The organism is Actinacidiphila acidipaludis, from assembly GCF_019890725.1.
Taxonomy (GTDB): domain Bacteria; phylum Actinomycetota; class Actinomycetes; order Streptomycetales; family Streptomycetaceae; genus Actinacidiphila; species Actinacidiphila acidipaludis.
The window spans coordinates 104,306-125,520 of record NZ_JAINZZ010000003.1; the positions used below are offsets into that span (position 1 = coordinate 104,306).

The following is a 21,215-nucleotide window of genomic DNA, read 5'->3' on the forward strand; positions in this document are numbered from 1 at the left end:
GCGAAGGACAGCGATGCCCGCACGGAAGAAGTCCCGCCGCGTACGCCTCATCCTGATCGCGTTCGCACTGCTCCTGGTCGCGGGCATCGGATACGGCTCGTACTGGAGTGTCAGCACCGTCCGTGCGTCCTTCCCGCAGACGAGCGGCTCGCTCAAGCTCAAGGGCCTCTCCGCGCCGGTCGACGTGGAACGCGACGGAAGCGGCATCCCGCAGATCTACGCCGACAACCCCGAGGACCTCTTCCGCGCCCAGGGCTACGTCCAGGCGCAGGACCGCTTCTACGAGATGGACGTACGCCGCCACCTCACCTCCGGCCGTCTGTCGGAGATGTTCGGGAAGGGGCAGGTCGAGACAGACGCCTTCCTGCGCACCCTGAACTGGCACGGCATCGCGCAGCAGGAGTACGACCACCAGCTCGACGCGAAGACGAAGTCGTACCTGCAGGCCTACAGCGACGGCGTCAACGCGTACCTCGGCGACCACAGCGGCGCCGCGCTGTCCGTGGAGTACGCCGCTCTGTCCTTCAGCAACAACTACAAGCCGGAGCCCTGGACGCCGGTCGACTCCGTCGCCTGGCTGAAGGCCATGGCCTGGGACCTGCGCGGCAACATGCAGGACGAGATAGACCGGTCGCTGATGACCAGCCGGCTCAGCCAGGCGCAGATCAAGCAGCTGTACCCGGCCTATCCGTACAGCCGGAATCGTCCGATCGTCGACGCCGGCACGGTCAACCCCATCACCGGCGCCTACGTACCCCCGGGATCGAAGGGTCCGGTGGCGCTCAACGCCGCCGTCGACACCCAGCTCGCGGGCCTCTCGAAGATCATCGACCAGATGCCAGCCCTCCTCGGCCCCACCGGCAGCGGCATCGGTTCGAACTCCTGGGTCGTCTCCGGCAAGTACACGACCACAGGCAAGCCGCTGCTCGCCAACGACCCGCATCTGGCTCCCCAGCTGCCGTCGCTCTGGTACCAGATGGGGCTGCACTGCCGCACGGTGAGCAAGGCCTGCCCCTACAACGTCGCGGGATTCACCTTCTCAGGGATGCCCGGTGTGATCATCGGCCACAACCAAGACATCGCCTGGGGCATGACGAACCTCGGCGCGGACGTGACCGACCTCTACCTGGAGAAGGTCACCGCCAACACCTACCTGCGCGACGGCCAGCAGCAGTCGTTCATCACCCGTCAGGAGACCATCAAGGTGGCCGGCGGGAAGGATCGGACGATCACCGTCCGGCAGACCCAGGACGGAATGCCGCTGATCTCCGACCGCAACGACGAACTGCGTACCGTCGGAACGGTCGCCCCCGTCACCGACCCGCCTGGCGGCGTCAACGGCGGCTACGCGGTCGCGCTGAAGTGGACCGCGCTCACCCCTTCGAAGACGATGGACGCGGTCTTCGAGCTGGACCGGGCGACCGACTTCCACGAGTTCCAGGACGCGGCATCCGACTTCGCCGTCCCGTCGCAGAACCTGATCTACGCCGACACCCAGGGCAACATCGGCTACCAGGCCCCCGGCCAGGTGCCGATCCGGCCCGCCGGTGACGACGGCGCCTGGCCGCAGCCGGGCTGGGACTCGCACTACGACTGGACCGGGAAGTACATCCCGTTCAAGTCGATGCCGTACGAGTACAACCCGGATCGCGGCTACATCGTCACCGCGAACCAGGCCGTCATCGACCAGAGCAAGTACCCCTACCTGCTCACCACCGACTGGGGATACGGCGCCCGCAGCCAGCGGATCAGCGCGCTCATCACGTCGAAAATCAAGGACGGCGGCAAGATCTCCATGGACGACATGCAGTCCATGCAGAACGACTCCATCGACGACATCGCCCGCCTGATCGTCCCGCAGCTGACCAAGCTCGCCATCCCCAACGACAAGGGCAACTACGTCCGCGACGCACAGCAACTGCTCGTCGGATGGGACTACAACCAGGATTCCGACTCGGCTGCGGCCGCGTACTTCAACGCGGTCTGGCGCAATGTCCTCAAGCTCGCCTTCGGCAACAAGCTCCCGAAGGAGCTGCGACCCGAGGGTCAGTGCCTGAGAGTGCCACCCGCCGGGCAGACCGGGCCGGTGGACAACCTCGACGGCGCCTCGAAGACCGTCGAGGAGTGCGGCGAGCGTGATCCTTCCGAGGCGCAGCCCGACGGCGGCGACCGGTGGTTCGAGGTCGTGCGCAACATCTGGAACCAGCCGAACAACCCCTGGTGGACGATGTCGACGACCTCGTTCTTCGGCGTCGACACCAACAAGGCGCACCGCAGCAACCGCGACGAACTCCTCGTGCAGGCCATGAAGGACGCGCGGTACGAGCTGACCGCCAAGCTCGGCAAGGACATCAACACCTGGAGCTGGGGCCGGCTCCACAAGCTGGACCTGAAGAACCAGACCCTCGGCACCAAGGGCCCCGGCTTCATCAAGTGGATGCTCAACCGCGGCCCGTGGCAGCTCAGTGGCGGCGAGGCGGCGGTCGACGCCACGGGATGGAACGCGGCCGGCGGCTACGACGTCGTCTGGGTGCCGTCGATGCGGATGATCGTCAACCTGCAGGACTTCGACAAGTCCCGCTGGATCAACCTCACCGGCGCGTCCGGACACGCCTACAACGCCCACTACACCGACCAGACCGACAAGTGGGCGAACGGAGAACTGCTGCCCTGGTACTTCTCCGACGATCGCATCGGTCAGGCGACCAAGGCGAAGATGGCGCTCACCCCGTGATCCGATGAGCTGCCCGGTCCGCTGAGTCGACCAGCCGGTGGGTTGATGATCGACTCAGCGGACCACCTGGTCATCGGGTGAAGTGGTGAACGCCGCCCGGGGTGATGGCCGCGTCGACAAGATGATCATGTGGTTCACGGGGGACGGTGTCGACGACCTCGTTCGTGTACAGCAGCACCACCAGCGCCGGCCGCGTCCCGGCGGCCGCGAGTCGCGCCAGGACGCGGTCGTAGGAGCCGCCGCCGCGCCCCAGTCGTACACCGGCGCTGTCCACGGCCAGGCCCGGCAGCAGCACGGCCTGCGCCCCGGTGACCGCCTGCGGACCCAGCCGCTCGCCGGTCGGTTCCAGGAGGCCGCGTCCGGTGCGCTCCAGGGCCGCGGCGCCTTCGTACTCCGCCCAGTCCAGGTCGTTGTCGGGCAGCAGCACCGGCAGCAGGACGCGGGTGCCCCCGGAGCGCAGCGCCTCGATCAGTTCGTGAGTGCGCGGTTCGGAGCCCATTGAGACATAAGCCGCGACTGTCCTGGCTCTTGCCAGTTGCGGTAGGTCCCGTACCCTCATCTCCAGCGCGACGCCCGCCGCCTGCCGTTCATCGGCGGTCAGCCCGCGCCTGGCTCTCAGGAGGTCCGCCCGCAACGCCGCCTTCCGGCCCCGGGTACCGCTCATACCATCCACAACCGCCACCTATTAGCCAGCATCTATCGAATATTCATCTTCTACGCATTCGCGGTCGCTACAGTGCGAGCCATGACGCATTCACGTTCCCGGATCAGCAAGGCTGTCATCCCCGCAGCGGGTCTGGGGACCCGGTTCCTGCCGGCGACCAAGGCGACGCCCAAGGAGATGCTGCCGGTGGTCGACAAGCCGGCCATCCAGTACGTCGTCGAGGAAGCCGTCGCGGCGGGACTGTCGGATGTTCTGATGGTCACCGGTCGCAACAAGCGTCCGCTCGAGGACCACTTCGACCGCAACTACGAGCTCGAGGAAGCACTCACTCGCAAGGGTGACGCCTCGCGTCTGGCCCGCGTCCGTGAGTCCAGTGACCTCGCGACGATGCACTACGTCCGCCAGGGCGACCCCAGGGGACTCGGGCACGCCGTCCTGTGCGCCGAACCGCATGTCAGCGACCAGCCCTTCGCGGTCCTGCTCGGCGACGACCTCATCGACCCCCGCGATCCCCTGCTGGCCCGCATGATCGAGGTGCAGGAACGCCACGGGGGCAGCGTGGTGGCCCTGATGAAGGTCGACCCCGAGCAGATCCACCTCTACGGTTCGGCGGCGATACTCCCCACGGACGAGGGCGACGTCGTGCGGGTGACCGACCTGGTGGAGAAGCCGGAGGCGAGCCAGGCCCCGTCGGCCTACGCGATCATCGGCCGGTACGTGCTCGACCCCTCGGTGTTCGAGGTGCTGAAGAAGACCCAGCCCGGACGCGGCGGCGAGATCCAGCTGACGGACGCCTTGCGTGAACTCGCCCAGCAGGAGGCCCTCGGCGGACCGGTGCACGGCGTCGTCTTCACCGGCCGCCGCTACGACACCGGCGATCGCGGCGACTACTTGCGTGCGATTGTCCGACTGGCATGCGAACGTGATGACCTGGGACCGGATTTCCGGACCTGGCTGCGTTCGTACGTCATGGAGGAGATGCAAGAGTGAGTCACGGCGACCGCGTGTGGTCCGTCTCCGAACATCTGGAAAGCATCCTGACCCAGCTCAGGCCGCTCGAACCGATCGAGCTGCAACTGCTGGACGCCCAGGGCTGCGTACTGGTCGAGGACGTGACGGTGCCGGTCGCGCTGCCGCCCTTCCCGAACAGCTCCATGGACGGGTACGCCATCCGCGTCGCCGACATCCATGCGGCGACCGCCGAGCATCCGGCCGTCCTCGAGGTCATCGGCGACGTCGCGGCCGGCGCGGGCGAACTGCCCACCGTCCGGCCGGGACAGGCCGCCCGGATCATGACCGGCGCGCCGGTGCCGCCCGGAGCGGAGGCCGTCGTCCCCGTCGAGTGGACCGACGGCGGCACCGGCGGCGGCCCCGCCGTCACCATGACCGCCCACAGCGCCGACCCCACCGGCGCCGCCGGCGAGGTGCGGGTTCACCGGCCCGCGGAGCACGGTCAGTTCGTGCGTGACCGGGGCAGTGACGTCGCGGCGGGCGAACTGGCGCTGACCGCGGGCACGGTCCTCGGGCCGCCGCAGATCGGCCTGCTCGCGGCGATCGGGCGCGGGAGCGTCAAGGTCCGCCCCCGGCCGCGCGTCGTGGTCCTTTCGACCGGCAGCGAACTGGTCCAGCCCGGTGAACCGCTCGAACCCGGCCGCATCCACGACTCCAACAGCTTCGCCCTCACCGCCGCCGCCCGCGCCGCGGGCGCCATCGCCTACCGGGTCGGCGCGGTCAGCGACGAGGTGGAGACGCTGCGCGCCACCATCGAGGACCAGCTCATCAGGGCGGACATCGTCGTCACCAGCGGCGGCGTCAGCGTCGGCGCCTACGACGTGGTGAAGGAGGCGCTGTCGTCCCTCGGCGACTCGTTCGGGGAACTGGGTGACGGGGCTTCGGGGTTCGTGGAGTTCCGCAAGCTCGCCATGCAGCCGGGCAAGCCGCAGGGCTTCGGGCGCATCGGCCCCGAACGCACACCGCTGCTCGCGCTGCCGGGCAACCCGGTGAGCGCGTATGTGTCGTTCGAGCTGTTCGTGCGTCCCGCGATCCGCACGCTGATGGGCGCACCGTCGGTTCATCGGGAAGTCGTACGGGCCGTGTGTGTCGCGTCGATCGACAGCTCGCCGGAAGGACGACGGCAGTTCCTGCGCGGACATTACGACCATAGGACCGGCACGGTCACTCCTGTGGGTGGTGCGGGGTCTCACCTGGTCAGGGCACTCGCACAAGCCGACTGTCTGATCGTCGTACCGGAGGCCGTCACCGCCGTCCCGGCGGGCCAGGACGTCGACGTCGTCCTGCTGGATTAGGTCCACTTCAGGACGCATACGCGGCAGCCTGTGGGGCCCCGGTCCGGGCGTGGCGCCGTGCCGGTACGGTGTCTGCCCAGGAGACCGTCACGGGAGAACGATGAGCAGCGGCCAGCACCACCTCACCCACATCGACGAGGCCGGCGCGGCCCGCATGGTCGACGTCTCCGGCAAGGACGTCACCGCGCGCACGGCCCGCGCCAGCGGCCGTGTCCTCGTCGCTCCCCGCGTCGTCGAACTCCTCCGCGGCGAGGGGCTCCCCAAAGGCGACGCCCTGGCCACCGCGCGCATCGCCGGCATCCTCGGCGCCAAGCGCACGCCCGACCTGATCCCGCTGTGCCACCCGCTCGACGTCTCGGGTGTCACCGTCGACCTCGAGGTCGCCGACGACGCCGTCGAGATCTCCGCGACGGTGAAGACCTCGGGCCGCACCGGGGTCGAGATGGAGGCGCTGACCGCCGTCAGTGTCGCGGCGCTGACCGTCATCGACATGGTGAAGGCCGTGGACAAGGCGGCGGTCATCACCGATGTCCGGGTCGAGGAGAAGTCCGGCGGCAAGTCCGGCGACTGGCGGCGACCGTGACGGGGGCGGCCGCACGTCGTCCGCTGCGGGCGCTGGCGGTCACCGCGTCCAACCGTGCCGCGGCCGGCGTCTATGAGGACCGCGGAGGGCCGCTCATCGTCGCGGCTCTGCGTGACCTCGGCTTCACCGTCGACGGCCCGCGGGTCGTTCCCGACGGGGAGCCGGTGGGGGAGGTGCTGCGGGAAGCGGTCGCCGCCGCCTACGACCTCGTCCTCACCACGGGCGGCACCGGGATCTCGCCGACCGACCGGACACCGGAGGTGACGCGCGCCGTGCTGGACTACGAGGTCCCCGGCATCGCGGAGGCGATCCGTGCCGCCGGCCGGGAAAAAGTGCCCACGGCCGTGCTCTCCCGTGGCGTCGCGGGGGTCAGCGGACGCACCCTGGTGGTGAACCTGCCCGGTTCCACCGGCGGGGTGAAGGACGGCCTCGCTGTCCTTGCTCCGATTGTCGTACATGCCGTCGATCAGATCCATGGCGGCGATCACCCGAATGTCCACGTGGATGATCACAAGAATGATCATCCGGAATCCGCTCCTGGGAGACCGAGCTGAACGGGTCCTGGCCGGCCGAACTGGTGGACGGTGATGTCACCCTCCGCCCGATCCGGATGCGCGACCAGCGCGCGTGGCGCGAGGTCAACCGCCGCAACCGCGAGTGGCTGCGGCCGTGGGAGGCGACCGTGCCGCCCGCGCCGCCCGGTCACATCGCGCAGCGCCCCACCTATCGTCAGATGGTCCGCCATCTGCGCAGCGAGGCGCACGCGGGCCGCATGCTGCCGTTCGTCATCGACTACCAGGGCCGGTTGGCGGGTCAACTCACCGTCGCCGGCATCACCTGGGGATCGATGTGCTCGGCACACATCGGTTACTGGGTTGACGAAGCCGTCGCCGGGCGCGGCGTGATGCCCACATCGGTGGCGCTCGCCGTCGACCACTGCTTCCGCCGTGTCGGCCTTCACCGCATCGAGGTCTGCATTCGCCCCGAGAACGGCCCGAGCCGGCGCGTGGCGGAAAAGCTCGGCTTCCGCGAGGAAGGGCTGCGGCCGCGTTATCTGCATATCGACGGCGGCTGGCGGGACCACCTCGTCTACGCGCTGACCGCGGAGGAAGTGCCGGAGGGCTTGCTCAACCGCTGGCGGCAGGCGCGGCCGGGAACCCACGCCTGAATAAAACGATTGTTCGAATTCGAAGTCAATCGCAAAAAAATCTCGGCCTATCAGCCAGATCGTGCGACACACCGGGCCAAATTGCGTATGGCGTGTCTCGATCACCCCTACCGTGTAGCCCGTGAGCAGTAGCGGCCTCATCTACGCAGTCATTGTCGGGGCCTGGGCTGCCTATCTGGTGCCGATGTGGCTCCGTAGGCAGGACGAGCTCAACGAAGCGCGTCCGACCGAACGCTTCAGCACCGCCATCCGGCTTCTGTCGGGCCGGGCGGCGATGGAGCGGCGCGTCGCGAAAGCGCGAGCTGAGTCCGTCGGACCTGATCCCGACGTGGACGCGGACGACGCGGACGACGCCGACCTGGGCAGTGCGGTCGACGTCCGCGCCCTCGCCGTGCCCGCGACCGACATCGGGCGGCCGGTCGCCCTCGCCCGCCCGGCGCACCCGCAGACGGACTCGCGGGCGCTGCTGCTGGCACGCCGGCGCCGCATGACCACTCTGCTGTTCGCCGCGTTCACCATCGGTGCCATCGCCGCGGCCGTCGGCGGTGTCGCGCTGCTCTGGGCGCCGGCCATCCCTGCCGTCCTGCTCACCCTCTACATCCGCCAGATGCGTCGCCAGGAGCGCCGCCGCTACGAGGTGCGGCTGGACCAGCGCCAGGCCGCCGAGGCCGCGCGCCGCCTGCGGGCCCGCGCGCAGGCACCGGCGCCGCACGCCCGTGACGAGCGGCCGGCCGCCCAGGAGCAGTCGGGCCCGGTGCAGCAGCCGCGCGCCCAGGCGCCGCAGCCCGCCTCTCCCGCGCCTTCGCCGCGCACGGCCGACCGCCGGGCGCTGGTCGAGCAGACCGACCACGCGGAGTGGGTCGACCAGCAGCGTGCCGAGCAGACGACCGACGACGGCTGGGAGCCGGTCCCGGTGCCGCTCCCGACCTATGTGACCGCTCCGGTCGCCCCCCGCACGCCGGGCGGCATCGACCTGAACGCCCCGGACACGTGGAGCTCGGCTCGTTCGGGCACCTCCCCGGCCGACTCCGCGCCGTCCCGTGAGCACCGTCCGGCGCCGCGTGAGGGCCACGACGCGCGCGAGACGCGGGATCAGCAGCCGCCGGTCCGCCGGGCCCGTGGCAGCCGCACTCCGCTCTTCGACCAGTACGCCGACCCCGACCGCCCCCGCGCCGCCAACGAGTGACGGGGGCGGCGCCCCGGCGCACGTGGACCAGCCGATATCGCGTTCACGAGCACCCTCGCCGGGATGCTAGAGTTTTCCTCGTTGCAAGGGCCTGTGGCGCAGTCCGGTAGCGCACCTCGTTCGCATCGAGGGGGTCAGGGGTTCGAATCCCCTCAGGTCCACAACAGCTCAAAGCCCCTCCCGGGATTGTCCGGGAGGGGCTTTCGCATGCCCTACAGCAGCGAAGTGCACCCGCTACCTGGTGAGTGCTGGGCGACGGGATGTCAGTGGTCAGCCCTGGAGGGTCTCCGTCAGCAGCCAGACGCCTCCGCTGAAGAAACCCGCTCCCCAGAGCAACAGGAAATATGGAACGGCCATGGTCGTGATCCTTTGGAGGGATTCCCGGCCGGACAGGTCGGCCGGCTTCGGGGGCGGGCCGTCGCGCCGGAGCTTACGGAGCAGGATCCCGCCCCCTACGAGAGCGGCAGCCCCGAGCAAGAGAAAGGGGAGGTCGAACGAGAAGGGTGGTGCGCCCACGATGTCGCAGCGCCCGTTCTCCAACACCGTGCCACTCGGACAATCAGCCATGGCCCGCCCCCTGTTCGACCGCGTGTGATCGTAGCCCGGGGGGGAGGGAGACCGCAGCTCGTATGCCCGTGTGGTGACGCGGCGGACGGCGCCCTGTCAGCGGCCCGACTGATTGTCGTACAGCAGCGAGGTACAGCAACCTTCGCACCCGCACGGCTGCGTCGTTTGAGGCCGGATCAGATTCCGAGCGCCCGGGCGTCGGGGTGCGCGCTGGGGTGCGGCGCCACGCGGGCCGGCTGCGGGCAGGCGTTCGTCAGGCGAGGAAGTAGGCGATCGCGGACAGGGTGGCCATCGACAGCAGGGTCGAGAGCAGCACCGTGTCGCGGGGGAGCTCGCTGTCCAGGCCGTACTCGGAGGCGAAGATGAACGCGTTCTGGGCCGTCGGCAGGCCGGAGCACAGGACGACGGCGAACAGGGCGTGCCCGCCGAGGCCGAAGACCCAGCGCGCCAGGGCGTAGGCGAGGGCGGGCTGGACGCCGGTCTTCAGGACGACGAGCAGGCGGCGCTGGGTCCTGCCGTCGGGCGAGGTGCGGGTGCGGGCGTTCAGGGACATGCCGAGGGCGAAGAGCGCCGAGGGCACTCCGGCGCCGCCGAGAGTGTGCAGTGGTGACGTCACCACCGACGGCAGAGCGTCGCCCTTGCCCAGGGCGGCGACCATCAGGCCGGCGGCGGAGGCTGCGACGACCGGGTTGCGGAAGGGCAGTTGCACGATGCGCAGCCACAGCTTCCCGAGACCGCGGTGAGTGTCGAGGTCGATCAGGATGATGATCAGCGGTGTGATGAACAGCATCTGGAACAGGGCCGCGGCGATGATGAACGACGTGTCGTGGAGGACGTTCACTGCGACGGGTATGCCGAGGTTCGCGGAGTTGACGTAGGCCGCGCACATGGCGCCTATCGACTGGTCGGCGAGTCGCCGGCGGAACACCCAGCGGCTGAGCGTCAGCCCCAGTGCGAAGACGGCCAGCAGGGCCACCGCGAAGGCCGCCACGCCGGGCGTTGCCACGTCGCCCACGTGCGATCGCGACATGGTGAGGAACAGCAGCGACGGCATGGCGAAGGTGAACGCGAAGCGGCCGAGCACGGTTTGGGCCTCGTCGCCGAGGATCCGGTAACGGCCTGCGACCCAGCCGAGGGCGGTCACAGCCCAGATGGGCAGGAAGCCGGTGAGTACGGAGCGCACGCTGTCGCCCGCCTAGTGCGCTTGTCGCATGATCGCTTCGTTCACGGCCCTTCAGCATGCCGGATGCCGTCGTGGCACCCCCACCTGGGGTGGGAGGGGTGGAATCGCCGGTGACGACCGGGGCGTTGAGACTCCTGGCGGACTGTCGGACCATGTGACCTGAGCCACACTCGCCCGATAGCGAAATAATCGGCTCGCCCTAAGAGCTTGATATTTCAAGATCTTATGAGGGAGTCGCCATGTCGGCAGACGCAAGTCCGGCGAGCGCCGCCGGTATCCGCACGAAGGTGCGTGTTCCGCTTCGGTTCCCTGACGGCTGGGGGACGACCGTGGACGTCTTCACGTTCACCGGACTCGCCGACGGCAAGGAGCACCTGGCTCTCGGGATCGGCGACTACGCGACCGTGGACGTGCCCCTGGTGCGTCCGCATTCGGAGTGCCTGACGGGGGACGTGTTCGGGTCCGAGCGCTGCGACTGCGGGCCGCAGCTGCGGGAGGCGGTGGAGCGCATCTCCGGTGTCGGCGGGTACCTGCTGTACCTGCGGCAGGAGGGTCGCGGCATCGGCCTCTACGCCAAGCTCGACGCGTACGCCCTGCAGGACCAGGGGCTCGACACCTATGAGGCGAACCGCGCCCTGGGCCACGGTGACGACGAGCGTGACTACACGGCCGCGGCGCAGATGCTGGCGGCGCTCGGTGTCGACGAGATCACCCTGCTGAGCAACAACCCCGACAAAGCGGAGCAGCTCTCCCGGCTCGGTGTCACCGTGCGGGAGCAGGTGCCGACGGGGGTGCACGTGTCCGCGGCCAACGTTCGGTACCTGCGCGCCAAGGTGGAGCACACCGGTCACACCCTGGCCCTGCCGGCCTGAGAGCCGACGCGCGCGGGACCGGATGCGGAATCTGCGGGTTGCGCGTCAACCACGTGATACGGCCCACGATCGAAACGGTGGCGTTTCGATCGTGGGCCGATTACTCTCTTAGGTGTACGACATCGTTTCGACAGTGCGTACGCACGCCGTGCACGTAGGGAAGACAAGGAGGGCAGGTCATGTCGCCGGAGGCAGCCGCCGCGCGTCGCACCCGTCTGACACCCGAGCGTGAACGGGAGCTGTACACGGCGGTCGTCGAACTCCTGCGGGAGGTCGGCTACGAGGCGCTGACCATGGACGCCGTCGCCGCCCGCACCCGTGCCAGCAAGGCCACCCTCTACCGCCAGTGGAAGGGCAAGCCGGAACTCGTCGCGACCGCGCTGCGGCACCACAAACCGGTGTCACCCGCGGACATCGACACCGGTTCACTCAAGGGTGATCTTCACGAACTCGTCAGAGCGCACGACGAGAACGAGATCAAGCGCGACCAGGAGGTCATGCGGGGGCTGGCGCACGCCGCCTTCCAGAACGAGGACCTCTTCCGCGCGCTGCGGGAACTGCTCATCGAACCGGAGCTCGCCAGCTTCCGCGACCTGGTGCAGCGCGCCGTGGACCGCGGCGAACTGGCCGCGGACAACCCAGCCCGCGGCTTCGTCCCGCATCTGCTGTTCGGCGGCGCGCTCGCACGTCCGGTGATCGAGGGCATCGACCCCGATCCGGAGTACACGCACCGCTACATCGATGCCGTGGTCGTCCCTGCGCTCGGGCTGTCCTGACCCGAGGGAAGCCCGCGTCGGTCTGAAGAAATCCCTTCCGAAGAACCGACTTCACAACAAACCACCATCGCACCACCGCTCCACCTGACACGCCGCTCTCGTCGTCGGGCTGGTTACACACGCCCATATCCGCCCCCCCCTCTCGACGGGAGCTCCTGCCTTCATGGCCACATTCCTGTACAAGCTGGGCCGGCTCGCCTTCCGGCGACGGCGCTATGTCGTCCTCGTCTGGGTGGCGTTGCTGGCACTCGCCGGTGTCGGAGCCGCGACCGCGCCGAAGGCGCCCAGCGACAACTTCACGGTTCCCGGCACCGAGGCTCAGCACGCCTTCGACCTGCTCCATGAGCGCTTCCCCGGCACCAACGCCGACGGCGCGTCCGCGCGCATGGTGTTCAAGGCCCCCACCGGCCAGAAGATCACCGCGGGACCCGGCAAGGCCGCGGTCGAGAAGGTCGTCACCGATCTGAAGAACACACCGCAGAAGGCCACCGTCGCCGACCCGTTCACCGCGAACGCGGTCAGCAAGGACGGCACAACGGCCTATGCGTCGGTCACCTACACCGCCAAGGCGACGGAGATCACCGACGCCACCCACACCGCGATCGAGAACGCCGCGCAGCACGGCAGGGACGCCGGGCTGACCGTGGAGACCGGCGGCACGGCCCTGCAGGCGTCACCGGAGACCGGCAACAGCGAGGTCATCGGTATCGGCATCGCCGCGGTGGTGCTGCTCATCACCTTCAGTTCGCTGGTCGCGGCGGGGTTGCCGCTGCTGACCGCGATCATGGGGGTCGGTGTCGGCATCGCCGGGATCACGGCGCTGGCGACCACGCTGGGACTGTCGAGCACCTCGTCGACGCTCGCGTCGATGATCGGACTGGCGGTCGGCATCGACTACGCCCTGTTCATCGTCTCCCGGCACCGGCACGAACTCATGGAGGGCCGTGACGGTGAGGAGGCCGCCGGCCGGGCGGTGGGGACCGCCGGGTCAGCGGTGGTCTTCGCCGGCCTGACGGTGCTGATCGCGCTGGCCGGACTGTCGGTGGTGAACATCCCGATGCTCACCAAGATGGGACTGGCCGCAGCGGGAACCGTCGCACTGGCGGTGCTCATCGCCCTCACCCTGATTCCCGCCCTGCTCGGCTTCGCCGGCACCAAGGTGCTCACTCGCAAGGTGCGCAAGGGACGTGCGACGGACGAGGGCAAGCCGAACATGGGGACGCGCTGGGCGCGGCTCGTGGTCCGCCGGCGCATACCGTTCCTGATCGCCGGTGTCGTCGCCCTCGGCCTTGCGGCCCTGCCGGTGACCGGGATGCAGCTCGGGCTGCCGGACGACGGCTCGCAGCCGGTGAGCACCACGCAGCGCAAGGCGTACGACATGCTGTCCGACGGCTTCGGGCCCGGCTTCAACGGCCCGCTGATGGTCGTCGTCGACGCCGCGCACAGCGACCGGCCGCAGCAGGCCGCCGAGCACGTCAAGCAGACCATCGCAGGATTCCCCGACGTCAAGACGGTGACCGCCCCGGCGTTCAATCCGAAGGGTGACACCGCGACCCTGACCGTGGTGCCGGCCTCGAAGCCGAGCAGCACGGAGACCGAGGACCTGGTCCACACCATTCGCGGTCACTCGCACGAGTTCACCGAATCGACGGGTGCGGATGTGCTCGTCACCGGTACGACGGCGATGAACATCGACGCCTCGCAGCGGCTGAACGACGCTCTGGTGCCGTACCTGGCGCTCGTGGTCGGTCTGGCGTTCCTGCTGCTGATGATCGTGTTCCGGTCGGTGCTGGTGCCGCTGAAGGCGGCGCTCGGCTTCCTGCTGTCTGTGCTGGCCGCGCTCGGCGCGGTGGTGGCCGTCTTCCAGTGGGGATGGCTGGCGAACCTGATCGGCGTCGAACAGACCGGTCCGATCATGAGCATGATGCCGATCTTCATGATCGGTGTGGTCTTCGGACTGGCGATGGACTACGAGGTCTTCCTGGTCACCCGGATGAGGGAGGCGTACGTCCACGGCGAGAAGCCGCGTCAAGCGGTGGTCACCGGATTCACCCACGGCGCCCGCGTGGTGTCGGCGGCCGCGGTCATCATGATCAGTGTGTTCGCCGGGTTCATCGGATCGTCGGAATCGATGATCAAGATGATGGGCTTCGGGCTGGCCATCGCGGTCGCGTTCGACGCGTTCATCGTCCGTATGACCATCGTCCCGGCGGTGCTCGCGCTCCTCGGCCGCGCCGCCTGGTGGCTGCCCGGCTGGCTGAGCCGCGCGCTGCCGAAGGTCGATGTCGAGGGCGAGCAACTGCGCAAGAACCTCGAGGCGGCGCACGCTTCGCGCGCCGAGAGTGACGAACCCGAGCCGGTCACCGTCTGATCGGACGATCAGCTCGTCGTGTCCCCGGTCGGTTCTTTGCCGACCGGGGACACGACGTTCATGGGGTGGCAGGACGGGGGACACCATCCGGTCGTATGACCGGGCCTACGATGCGGCGACATCACGGACTTCGTGCGCACCGGGGGACCGATGGCACTTCAGGACATTCCCTCGCGCGGCGCGGACCGCCTGCGTGCGGCGGTCATCGCCGCATGTGTGACGGCGGTGGCGTTCTGCCTGGGAGACGTCGTCGCCCGCCAGTACCCGTTCGGGCCGCGGACGCGGGACGTCAACGACCTCGGCAACCAGTTCGTCCCCTTCCACGCCCACCTGTGGGACCTGCTGCACGGCAGGGCCGACGGCGGCTGGCTGCTCAACTGGCAGTCGGGGTACGGCAGCAGCTTCCTCCCCGACTTCGGCACATACCTTTCAAGTCCGTTCGCCCCACTCGTCGCGGTGTTCCCGCGGGACCAGATCGACCTGGCCGTGTACGTCATCACGGTCCTCAAGATCGTCTCGGCCGCCGCCGCCATGGCGTGCCTGCTGCTGACCCTGCGGCCCGGTCCGCGCTGGGCGGCGGGCGTTCTCGGTGCGTCCTACGCGCTGTGCGGCTGGACGCTGATGCTGGCCTCGTACAACCCCATGTGGCTCGACGGCCTCATCGCGTTCCCGGTGCTGTGCATGGTCGGCGAGTGGGCGCGCGAAGGGCGGCGGCAGATCTGGGGGATCGTGATCGTCGCCCTGTGTTGGACGGCCAACTTCTACATCGCCTACATGGCGACCATCGGTGCCGCGCTCGTGCTGGTGGCCCGGCTCGTCACCGACCAGGACCCGCGGACCACCACCCGCGTGCGGCTGCTGACGCTGGTCCGGGCCGCCGTCACCACCGTGCTCGGCGTCGGCCTGACCGCGCCGCTGCTGCTGACCATCGTCAAGGGCACCAAGCTCGCCTACCCGCTCCACCACGCGGTCTTCCACCCGCTGCCGTGGACGGACCTGCTGGTACGGCTGCTGCCCGGCACCTACGGGTTCTCCAGCCCGTCGACCTATGTGGACACCGCGGCGCTGCTGCTGGCGTTCGTGCTGCCGTTCCACTCGGCGGTGCCGCGGCGCACCCGGGTGGTGTGGACGGTCATGGCGATCGCCATCGCCGCGTCCTTCCAGTGGCGTCCCACCCATCTGATGTGGCACGCCTTCACGACACCCAACGGCAGCCCCTACCGGCAGACGTTCGTGCTCAGTGGGGTGCTGGTGATCGCCGCCTGGCTGGCCCTCTCGCACGCCCTGCCCAGCCCGCGGCAACTGGCCTGCGGCGCCGGGGTGATGGCGGTGGTCGCGGGCATCGCCGCGCTGGGGGCGCCCGGTTCGCTGGCGGGCCTGGGCACCTACCCGATGCTGGGCGTCGGGCTGGTGGCCGCGGTGGGCGCGCTGTCCGTGCTCCGGCGGGCCGCCGACAGCCTGGAAGGACCGGCCCGGCGCACCGTACCGGCGGCGATCGCGATCGGCGTGCTCGTCGTCGCGCAGGTGGGGCAGATCGCGCTCAGCAACGCGTGGATCGACCGCAAGCGGGTCGCCGCCATGGACGACTACGCCGTGTGGGGCCAGCGGCAGGACTGGCAGCGCGAGACCATCGCCTCGGCCGACGACTGGCCCGACCGCCGCACCGACCCCGGGCGCGAGCAGACCGTCGGCAACGACCCGATGGCCGTCGGCGGTCAGGGTGCGCAGTACTACAGCAGCCTCACCGCCGACGTGTACACCCGCACCATGCTGGCGCTCGGCGACGGCTGGACCTCGCACGGACGCAACCTGCAGAGCCTCGACAACCCGGTCACCGACGTGATCTTCTCCGTCGGCGCCCGGCTGCGCTCACCGCGCGACCCGCACACCTCGCACATCCCGCAGACGGCTCCGCCATCCGTCGTCCACGAGGACGTGCCGCCCCTGGTCACCGTGCGTACGGCCGCGCCGCCCGCGAGGTTCGTGCGGTCGCCCTACCGCAACCAGGAACTGCTGCTGGGCAGCGGCGTCTACACCGCCGGCCGCATCGCCCTCACCGACGGCTCCGGAAAGCCGGTGCCGCTGTCGGCCGGCGGTGTGTACCGGACGCCCGGCGGCAAGGCGGGCGGCAAGGGCCGCGACTACCGGATCGCGACGTCGTGCCCGGCGCGCACCGACGTCTACTTCTGGGCGCCGAACTTCATGGGCGACGTGGGCATGGACGGCCAGCAGCAGCTGATCTGGCGTGGCGCGCTGCCCAGCCACCGTGCGCCGATGCAGCGCCTCGGCCCGACCCCGGAGGGTGGCCGCCTCTTCGTGCTGCTGCACGCCTCGCCGGGGGTCAGCACCGTCTCTCCCCAGGGCGTCGGGTGCCTGTCGCTGTCGCGACTGGCGGCGGCGGAAAAGCGGATCGCGGCCTCGGCCGCCACCCAGGTGCACGTCACCGATGACGGGATCAGCGCTCGGCTGCCGCAGGGCGCGCGAGGGTTCGCGGTGATCGCGGCGCCGGCGATCACCGGATGGAGCTGTTCGGTGGGGAACGGGTCGCAGCCCGGGCGCTCCTACATGGGGCTGCTGTCGGTGCCGCTGGACGGGCGCAGCACCGGCATCTCGTGCGCGTTCACCCCGCCGGGTCTGCACCTGGGCGAGGCGGTCGGCGGCGCGTGCCTGCTGGGGGTCGTGGGGCTCGCCGGCTTCGGGTGGTGGCGGTCGCGGCGGCGGCCGGCCGGCGCCGGTGGCTCGCCCGCGCCCGCGGAACCGCCGGTGCTGCCCGAAGAAGCGGTCATCTGACGAACGGACCGCGCATGTCACCCGATCCGGTGGCATGCGCGGTCCGTCGATCCGATGTCGGATCAGCATCAGATCAACGTCGGCTGGTGTGCGCCGCGTTCGAAGGCCAGCAGCCAGCGCTTGCGGTCCAGGCCGCCGCCGTAACCGGTGAGGCTGCCGTTGGCGCCGATCACGCGATGGCAGGGCACGATGATGCCGACCGGGTTCTTGCCGTTGGCCAGGCCCACCGCCCGGGAGGCACCGGGCTGCCCCAGCACGTCGGCGAGTTCGCCGTACGAGACGGTCTCGCCGTAGGGGATGTCCCGCAGGGCCGACCAGACGCGCTGCTGGAACGGCGTGCCCGACAGCCGCAGGTCGAGGTCGAAGCCGGTGCGCTCGCCCGCGAAGTACTCCGCGAGCTGGGTGACGACCTGCTCGAAGACCGGATGGTCGTCGAGCAGGCCGAAGGTCTCGTCGCCGGGCCGGTGCCGCTGCTCCGTCATGTACAGGCCCGCGAGCCCACCCTCCCGGGCGACGAGCGTCAACGGCCCGCAGGGGCTGTCCACGACGGTGTGAACAGTCCCGGAGGGGGCGGCCGTCGGTGAAGCGGCCGCGGTGGCCGGAATGGCCTCAGCGGCCGGGGTGGTGGTCGTCATCGCGCCACACCTTTCATCGGAGGAACGGCGGTCACCGGAATGCCCGTCGGAAGAATGCTTGTCGGACCGGCGGCCGGTTCGCCGTCCGGCGGCAGGATGTTGATCGGATGGTCGCCGGTCGCCCACAGGTACTGCGTCGCGTAGGCGCGCCACGGCTGCCAGGCGGCGGCGTGCCGGGTCAGGGCCGCGGGTGTCGTGGGCAGGCCCAGGTCGCGGGCGGCGTAGCGGACGCCGAGGTCGGTGGCGAGGAACGCGTCGGGGTCGCCGAGCGCGCGCATGGCGATGGTCTCCACCGTCCAGGGGCCGAACCCGGGCAGCGCGGCGAGCTGCTCGCGGGCGCGCTGCCAGTCGCTGCCCACGTCGAGGTCGAGCTCGCCGCCCGCCAGCGCCCGTACCAGTGCGGCCAGGGTGTTCCGGCGGCTCTGCGGCATGGCCAGGGAGGCCGGGTCGTGGTCCGCGAGGGCGGCGGGGGACGGGAACAGGTGGGTGAGGCCGCCGGCGGGGTCGGTGACGGGCTCGCCGTACGCGGCGACCAGCCGCCCGGCGTGGGTGCGGGCCGCGGCCGTCGAGATCTGCTGCCCCAGGACCGCCCGCACCGCGAACTCCGGTCCGTCGGCGACCCTCGGGACCCTCCGTCCCGGGGCCTTGGCGACCAGCGGCGCCAGCACCGGGTCGGCGGACAGCAGCGCGTCCACGGCCACCGGGTCGGCGTCCAGGTCGAGCAGGCGGCGGCAGCGGCTGATCGCCTGGGCGAGGTCGCGCCAGTCGGTCAGCCACAGTTGGCAGCCGATGTGGTCGGGTTGCGGCCGCAGCGCGGCGATGCCCGGGCCGTGCGGCAGGCGCAGGGTGCGCCGGTAGGCGCCCGCCCGCCACTCCTCCACACCCGGCACCGCCGTGGCGGCCAGGTGCCCGAAGAGGTTGTCCGGGGTCAGCGGGCGGCGGAACGGCAGCCGCAGCGCGAGCGTGCCCGCCGTCGCCGCGGGCCGGCCCTTGGCGAGGCGCGCCCGCAGCTCGCTCGGGGACAGCGCGAAGACCTCGCGCACGGTGTCGTTGAAGGTCCGGATGCTGGCGAACCCGGCGGCGAAGGCGATCTCGCCCATCGGCATGGTCGTGGTCTCGGTCAGCAGCCGTGCGGTCTGGGCGCGCTGGGCCCGGGCGAGCGCCAGGGGGCCCGCGCCCAGTTCGCCGAGGAGCTGCCGTTCGATCTGGCGCTCGCTGTAGCCGAGCCGGGAGGCCAGGCCGGGCACGCCGTCGCGGTCGACGACGCCGTCGGCGATCAGCCGCATGGCGCGGGCGACCAGGTCGGCCCGCTCGTTCCACTGCGGCGAGCCCGGGCTGGCGTCGGGCCGGCAGCGTTTGCAGGCCCGGAAGCCGGCTTGCTGGGCGGCGGCCGCACTGGGGTAGAAGGTCATGTTCTCGACCTTCGGCGGCACGACCGGACAGCTGGGCCGGCAGTAGATGCGGGTGGTCAGCACCGCCGTGAAGAACCACCCGTCGAACCGGGCGTCCTTCGACTGGACGGCGCGTACGCAGGCGTCGAAGTCCGTATGCACCCCACCAGCATCGCCCGTCGTCAGGGTCCTGGTCTGGCGAGAATCCGACATCGAGGTCCGCCGCAGGTCCGCGCGGTGCCCGGGAGCCGGAGGACGAGAGGCCGCACCCCGGTGGCGGGGTGCGGTCCGCTCAGTCGGCGACCCGGCTCGCGGGCTCGAACCGCAGGTCCTCGTACTCGGGGTGCCGCTGCATCCAGCCGTCGATGAACGGGCAGATCGCCACCACGCGCAGCCCCAGCTCGCGGGCCTCGTCCAGCGCCGTGCGGGCCAGAACGGACCCCACGCCGTGCCCTTCGCAGGCGGACTCGACCTCGGTGTGGACGAAGACGATCATGTCCGGGGTGCGCATGTAGGTGGCCATCCCGGCGAGCTCGCCGCCGATGCGCGCCTCGTACCGCCGCGCGTCGGGGACGTCGGTGACGGTGACGTCCGGCGTGCTCACGACCGGTAACCCTCGACGGTCGAGGAGGGCCGCACGCGGGCGCCGCTCGGGTCCTCGCCGGCCTCCTTCAGCGCCCGGCGCTGCCGCAGCAGGTCCCAGCACTGGTCGAGTTCGCGCTCCAGCGCCGCCAGGCGCTCGTGTTCGGTCCCGCCCTCGATGGAGCCTTGGGCGAGGAGGTCGCGCAGAGTCTTCTCGTCGGCGACCATCTTGTTGATGCGGCTGAGGATGGCCGCTTCGGCGTTGACGTCGTGGGGCTGTTCCACGGAAAGGCACCTCCAGAGTTCCGTTTCCGGACGGTCCGGCTCTTCCACTCTTGCAGGTCGCGCGCCGCGCCGCAGACCGTCCCCCTGGGAACGTCGTCCGCCGCCTCTGACCCTCACTCCGCCGCGGCGGCGCCGGCCTCAGTCTGCTCGCGCACCCACTGCTCGATCTCGGCGCGCACCCGGCGGTCCATCGCCAGCGACATCTCGGCGTCCACGATGTTCTTGGCGAGCGGGCGCAGGCGCTGCAGGGCCTCGGCGATGCGATGGGCCTCGTCGGGCGGCAGGTCGGCGAGCGAACTGAGCACATGGGTCTTCACGACCTGGGTGAACAGTTCGGCGATGGCGTCGACGTGACCGCGCACCTCGCGGCCCGCGGCCAGCACGGCGGACAGCGGCACGCCCTCGCGCACCAAGGCGGCGGACGCGTCCAGCAGACGGCGGCTGATGTGCAGGACGTTCTCGCCGTCGACCGCGATGTAGCCGATCTCCAGGGCCGACGTGAGGTTCTCCGGACTGACGTCCTCGCCGAAGTAATCGGCGAGCTCCTGGGGGGTGAGCCTTACCGGGGTCTCGTCGGACCAGGGCGCGGACAGGGCGCCCTCCAGACCGAGCTGTTCGGCGACGCCGTCGAGGGTGCGGCCCTTCTCCCAGGCGGCGATGAGGTCGGCGATGCCGCCCAGGGTGTGGCCGCGCTCCAGAAGGGCGGCGATGGTGCGCAGCCGGGCGAGATGGTCCTCGGAGTACCAGGCGATGCGGCCGTCGCGGCGCGGGGGCGGCAGCAGGCGGCGTTCGCGGTAGAAGCGCAGGGTCCTGACGGGGATTCCGGCCGCCTCGGCCAGTTCCTCGACGCGGTACTCGCGGGTCCCGGTGCCGTCGTTGTCGTCCACCCGGTCAGCCTATGCGCTGGCGAACGCGTGATCGGCCCGCTCCTGGGCGCCGCGCCCGGTGCGGGGAGCGGCCAGGAGACTTACCGGGCGGTAAGAATTCCGCCGATCCCCTACCGCAGGTAACTCGCGTGCCCTACAGTCCGACTGTACGACCGTGCCAGTGATTGCTGGCGTGATTGTCGGACGAGACGGTAACGCGGAAAGCTCAGGCGGTTCAGTCAGTCGGTCGAAGGGC

The 21,215-nt window shown here is 70.3% G+C and carries 18 protein-coding genes and 1 tRNA gene; 12 read left to right on the forward strand and 7 right to left on the reverse strand.

Annotated features, from left to right (window positions below; translation table 11 throughout):
- The first annotated feature begins 13 nt into the window (after positions 1-13).
- Positions 14-2,734: a penicillin acylase family protein gene (locus K7862_RS03785; RefSeq protein ID WP_222960582.1), complete on the forward strand. Its 2,721-nt coding sequence runs from the start codon at positions 14-16 to the stop codon at positions 2,732-2,734.
- 70 nt (positions 2,735-2,804) lie between these two features.
- Here the strand turns inward: K7862_RS03785 and K7862_RS03790 are convergent, their stop codons facing one another.
- A complete protein-coding gene (locus K7862_RS03790) occupies positions 2,805-3,398 on the reverse strand; it encodes a 5-formyltetrahydrofolate cyclo-ligase (protein ID WP_222960584.1) in 594 nt (197 codons plus the stop codon).
- Positions 3,399-3,479: 81 nt separating this feature from the next.
- Between K7862_RS03790 and galU the strand changes: the two genes are divergently transcribed.
- The 7 genes from galU to K7862_RS03825 all read left to right on the forward strand — a co-directional run bounded on the left by galU (position 3,480) and on the right by K7862_RS03825 (position 8,802).
- Positions 3,480-4,388 (forward strand): UTP--glucose-1-phosphate uridylyltransferase GalU, encoded by a 909-nt coding sequence (gene galU / locus K7862_RS03795; RefSeq protein ID WP_222960586.1) that lies wholly within the window; start codon positions 3,480-3,482, stop codon positions 4,386-4,388.
- Positions 4,385-5,704 (forward strand): molybdotransferase-like divisome protein Glp, encoded by a 1,320-nt coding sequence (gene glp, locus K7862_RS03800; RefSeq protein WP_222960588.1) that lies wholly within the window; start codon positions 4,385-4,387, stop codon positions 5,702-5,704. The genes galU and glp overlap by 4 nt, the downstream gene beginning before the upstream one ends.
- 100 nt (positions 5,705-5,804) lie before the next feature.
- Positions 5,805-6,287 carry a cyclic pyranopterin monophosphate synthase MoaC gene (gene moaC / locus K7862_RS03805; protein ID WP_222960590.1) on the forward strand — a complete coding sequence of 161 codons (483 nt, stop codon included), beginning with the start codon at positions 5,805-5,807 and terminating at the stop codon, positions 6,285-6,287.
- Positions 6,284-6,841, forward strand: coding sequence for a MogA/MoaB family molybdenum cofactor biosynthesis protein (locus tag K7862_RS03810; protein WP_222960593.1), 558 nt, complete (start codon positions 6,284-6,286; stop codon positions 6,839-6,841). The genes moaC and K7862_RS03810 overlap by 4 nt, the downstream gene beginning before the upstream one ends.
- On the forward strand, positions 6,838-7,455 hold the full coding sequence (locus K7862_RS03815) for a GNAT family N-acetyltransferase (protein ID WP_222960891.1): 618 nt from the start codon (positions 6,838-6,840) through the stop codon (positions 7,453-7,455). The genes K7862_RS03810 and K7862_RS03815 overlap by 4 nt, the downstream gene beginning before the upstream one ends.
- A 121-nt stretch (positions 7,456-7,576) precedes the next feature.
- The gene (gene sepX, locus K7862_RS03820) at positions 7,577-8,641 is read left to right on the forward strand and encodes a divisome protein SepX/GlpR (protein WP_222960595.1); all 1,065 of its coding nucleotides are present in this window, start codon (positions 7,577-7,579) and stop codon (positions 8,639-8,641) included.
- An 87-nt stretch (positions 8,642-8,728) separates the two neighbouring features.
- Positions 8,729-8,802, forward strand: a tRNA-Ala gene (locus K7862_RS03825).
- A 659-nt stretch (positions 8,803-9,461) separates the two neighbouring features.
- On the opposite strand, the gene K7862_RS38160 is transcribed toward K7862_RS03825, so the two are convergent.
- Complete coding sequence (locus K7862_RS38160; RefSeq protein ID WP_222960597.1) at positions 9,462-10,391, reverse strand: AEC family transporter; 930 nt, start codon at positions 10,389-10,391, stop codon at positions 9,462-9,464.
- A gap of 239 nt (positions 10,392-10,630) precedes the next feature.
- Here K7862_RS38160 and K7862_RS03835 point away from each other — a divergent pair, with 239 nt between their 5' ends.
- The 4 genes from K7862_RS03835 to K7862_RS03850 all read left to right on the forward strand — a co-directional run bounded on the left by K7862_RS03835 (position 10,631) and on the right by K7862_RS03850 (position 17,200).
- A complete protein-coding gene (locus K7862_RS03835; RefSeq protein ID WP_222960599.1) occupies positions 10,631-11,263 on the forward strand; it encodes a GTP cyclohydrolase II in 633 nt (210 codons plus the stop codon).
- Positions 11,264-11,442: 179 nt separating this feature from the next.
- On the forward strand, positions 11,443-12,039 hold the full coding sequence (locus tag K7862_RS03840; RefSeq protein WP_222960602.1) for a TetR/AcrR family transcriptional regulator: 597 nt from the start codon (positions 11,443-11,445) through the stop codon (positions 12,037-12,039).
- 163 nt (positions 12,040-12,202) lie between these two features.
- Positions 12,203-14,410 carry an MMPL family transporter gene (locus tag K7862_RS03845; protein ID WP_222960604.1) on the forward strand — a complete coding sequence of 736 codons (2,208 nt, stop codon included), beginning with the start codon at positions 12,203-12,205 and terminating at the stop codon, positions 14,408-14,410.
- Positions 14,411-14,560: 150 nt separating this feature from the next.
- A complete protein-coding gene (locus K7862_RS03850; RefSeq protein WP_222960607.1) occupies positions 14,561-17,200 on the forward strand; it encodes a YfhO family protein in 2,640 nt (879 codons plus the stop codon).
- 68 nt (positions 17,201-17,268) lie between these two features.
- On the opposite strand, the gene K7862_RS03855 is transcribed toward K7862_RS03850, so the two are convergent.
- The 5 genes from K7862_RS03855 to K7862_RS03875 all read right to left on the reverse strand — a co-directional run bounded on the left by K7862_RS03855 (position 17,269) and on the right by K7862_RS03875 (position 20,980).
- Positions 17,269-17,835, reverse strand: coding sequence for a methylated-DNA--[protein]-cysteine S-methyltransferase (locus tag K7862_RS03855; protein WP_222960609.1), 567 nt, complete (start codon positions 17,833-17,835; stop codon positions 17,269-17,271).
- Complete coding sequence (locus K7862_RS03860) at positions 17,832-19,439, reverse strand: AlkA N-terminal domain-containing protein (protein ID WP_262412616.1); 1,608 nt, start codon at positions 19,437-19,439, stop codon at positions 17,832-17,834. The genes K7862_RS03855 and K7862_RS03860 overlap by 4 nt, the downstream gene beginning before the upstream one ends.
- Positions 19,440-19,518: 79 nt before the next feature.
- Positions 19,519-19,830 (reverse strand): GNAT family N-acetyltransferase, encoded by a 312-nt coding sequence (locus K7862_RS03865; protein ID WP_222960613.1) that lies wholly within the window; start codon positions 19,828-19,830, stop codon positions 19,519-19,521.
- Positions 19,827-20,036 (reverse strand): DUF2630 family protein, encoded by a 210-nt coding sequence (locus K7862_RS03870; protein ID WP_222960892.1) that lies wholly within the window; start codon positions 20,034-20,036, stop codon positions 19,827-19,829. The genes K7862_RS03865 and K7862_RS03870 overlap by 4 nt, the downstream gene beginning before the upstream one ends.
- 170 nt (positions 20,037-20,206) lie before the next feature.
- On the reverse strand, positions 20,207-20,980 hold the full coding sequence (locus tag K7862_RS03875; RefSeq protein WP_222960615.1) for a MerR family transcriptional regulator: 774 nt from the start codon (positions 20,978-20,980) through the stop codon (positions 20,207-20,209).
- Positions 20,981-21,215: the final 235 nt, after the last annotated feature.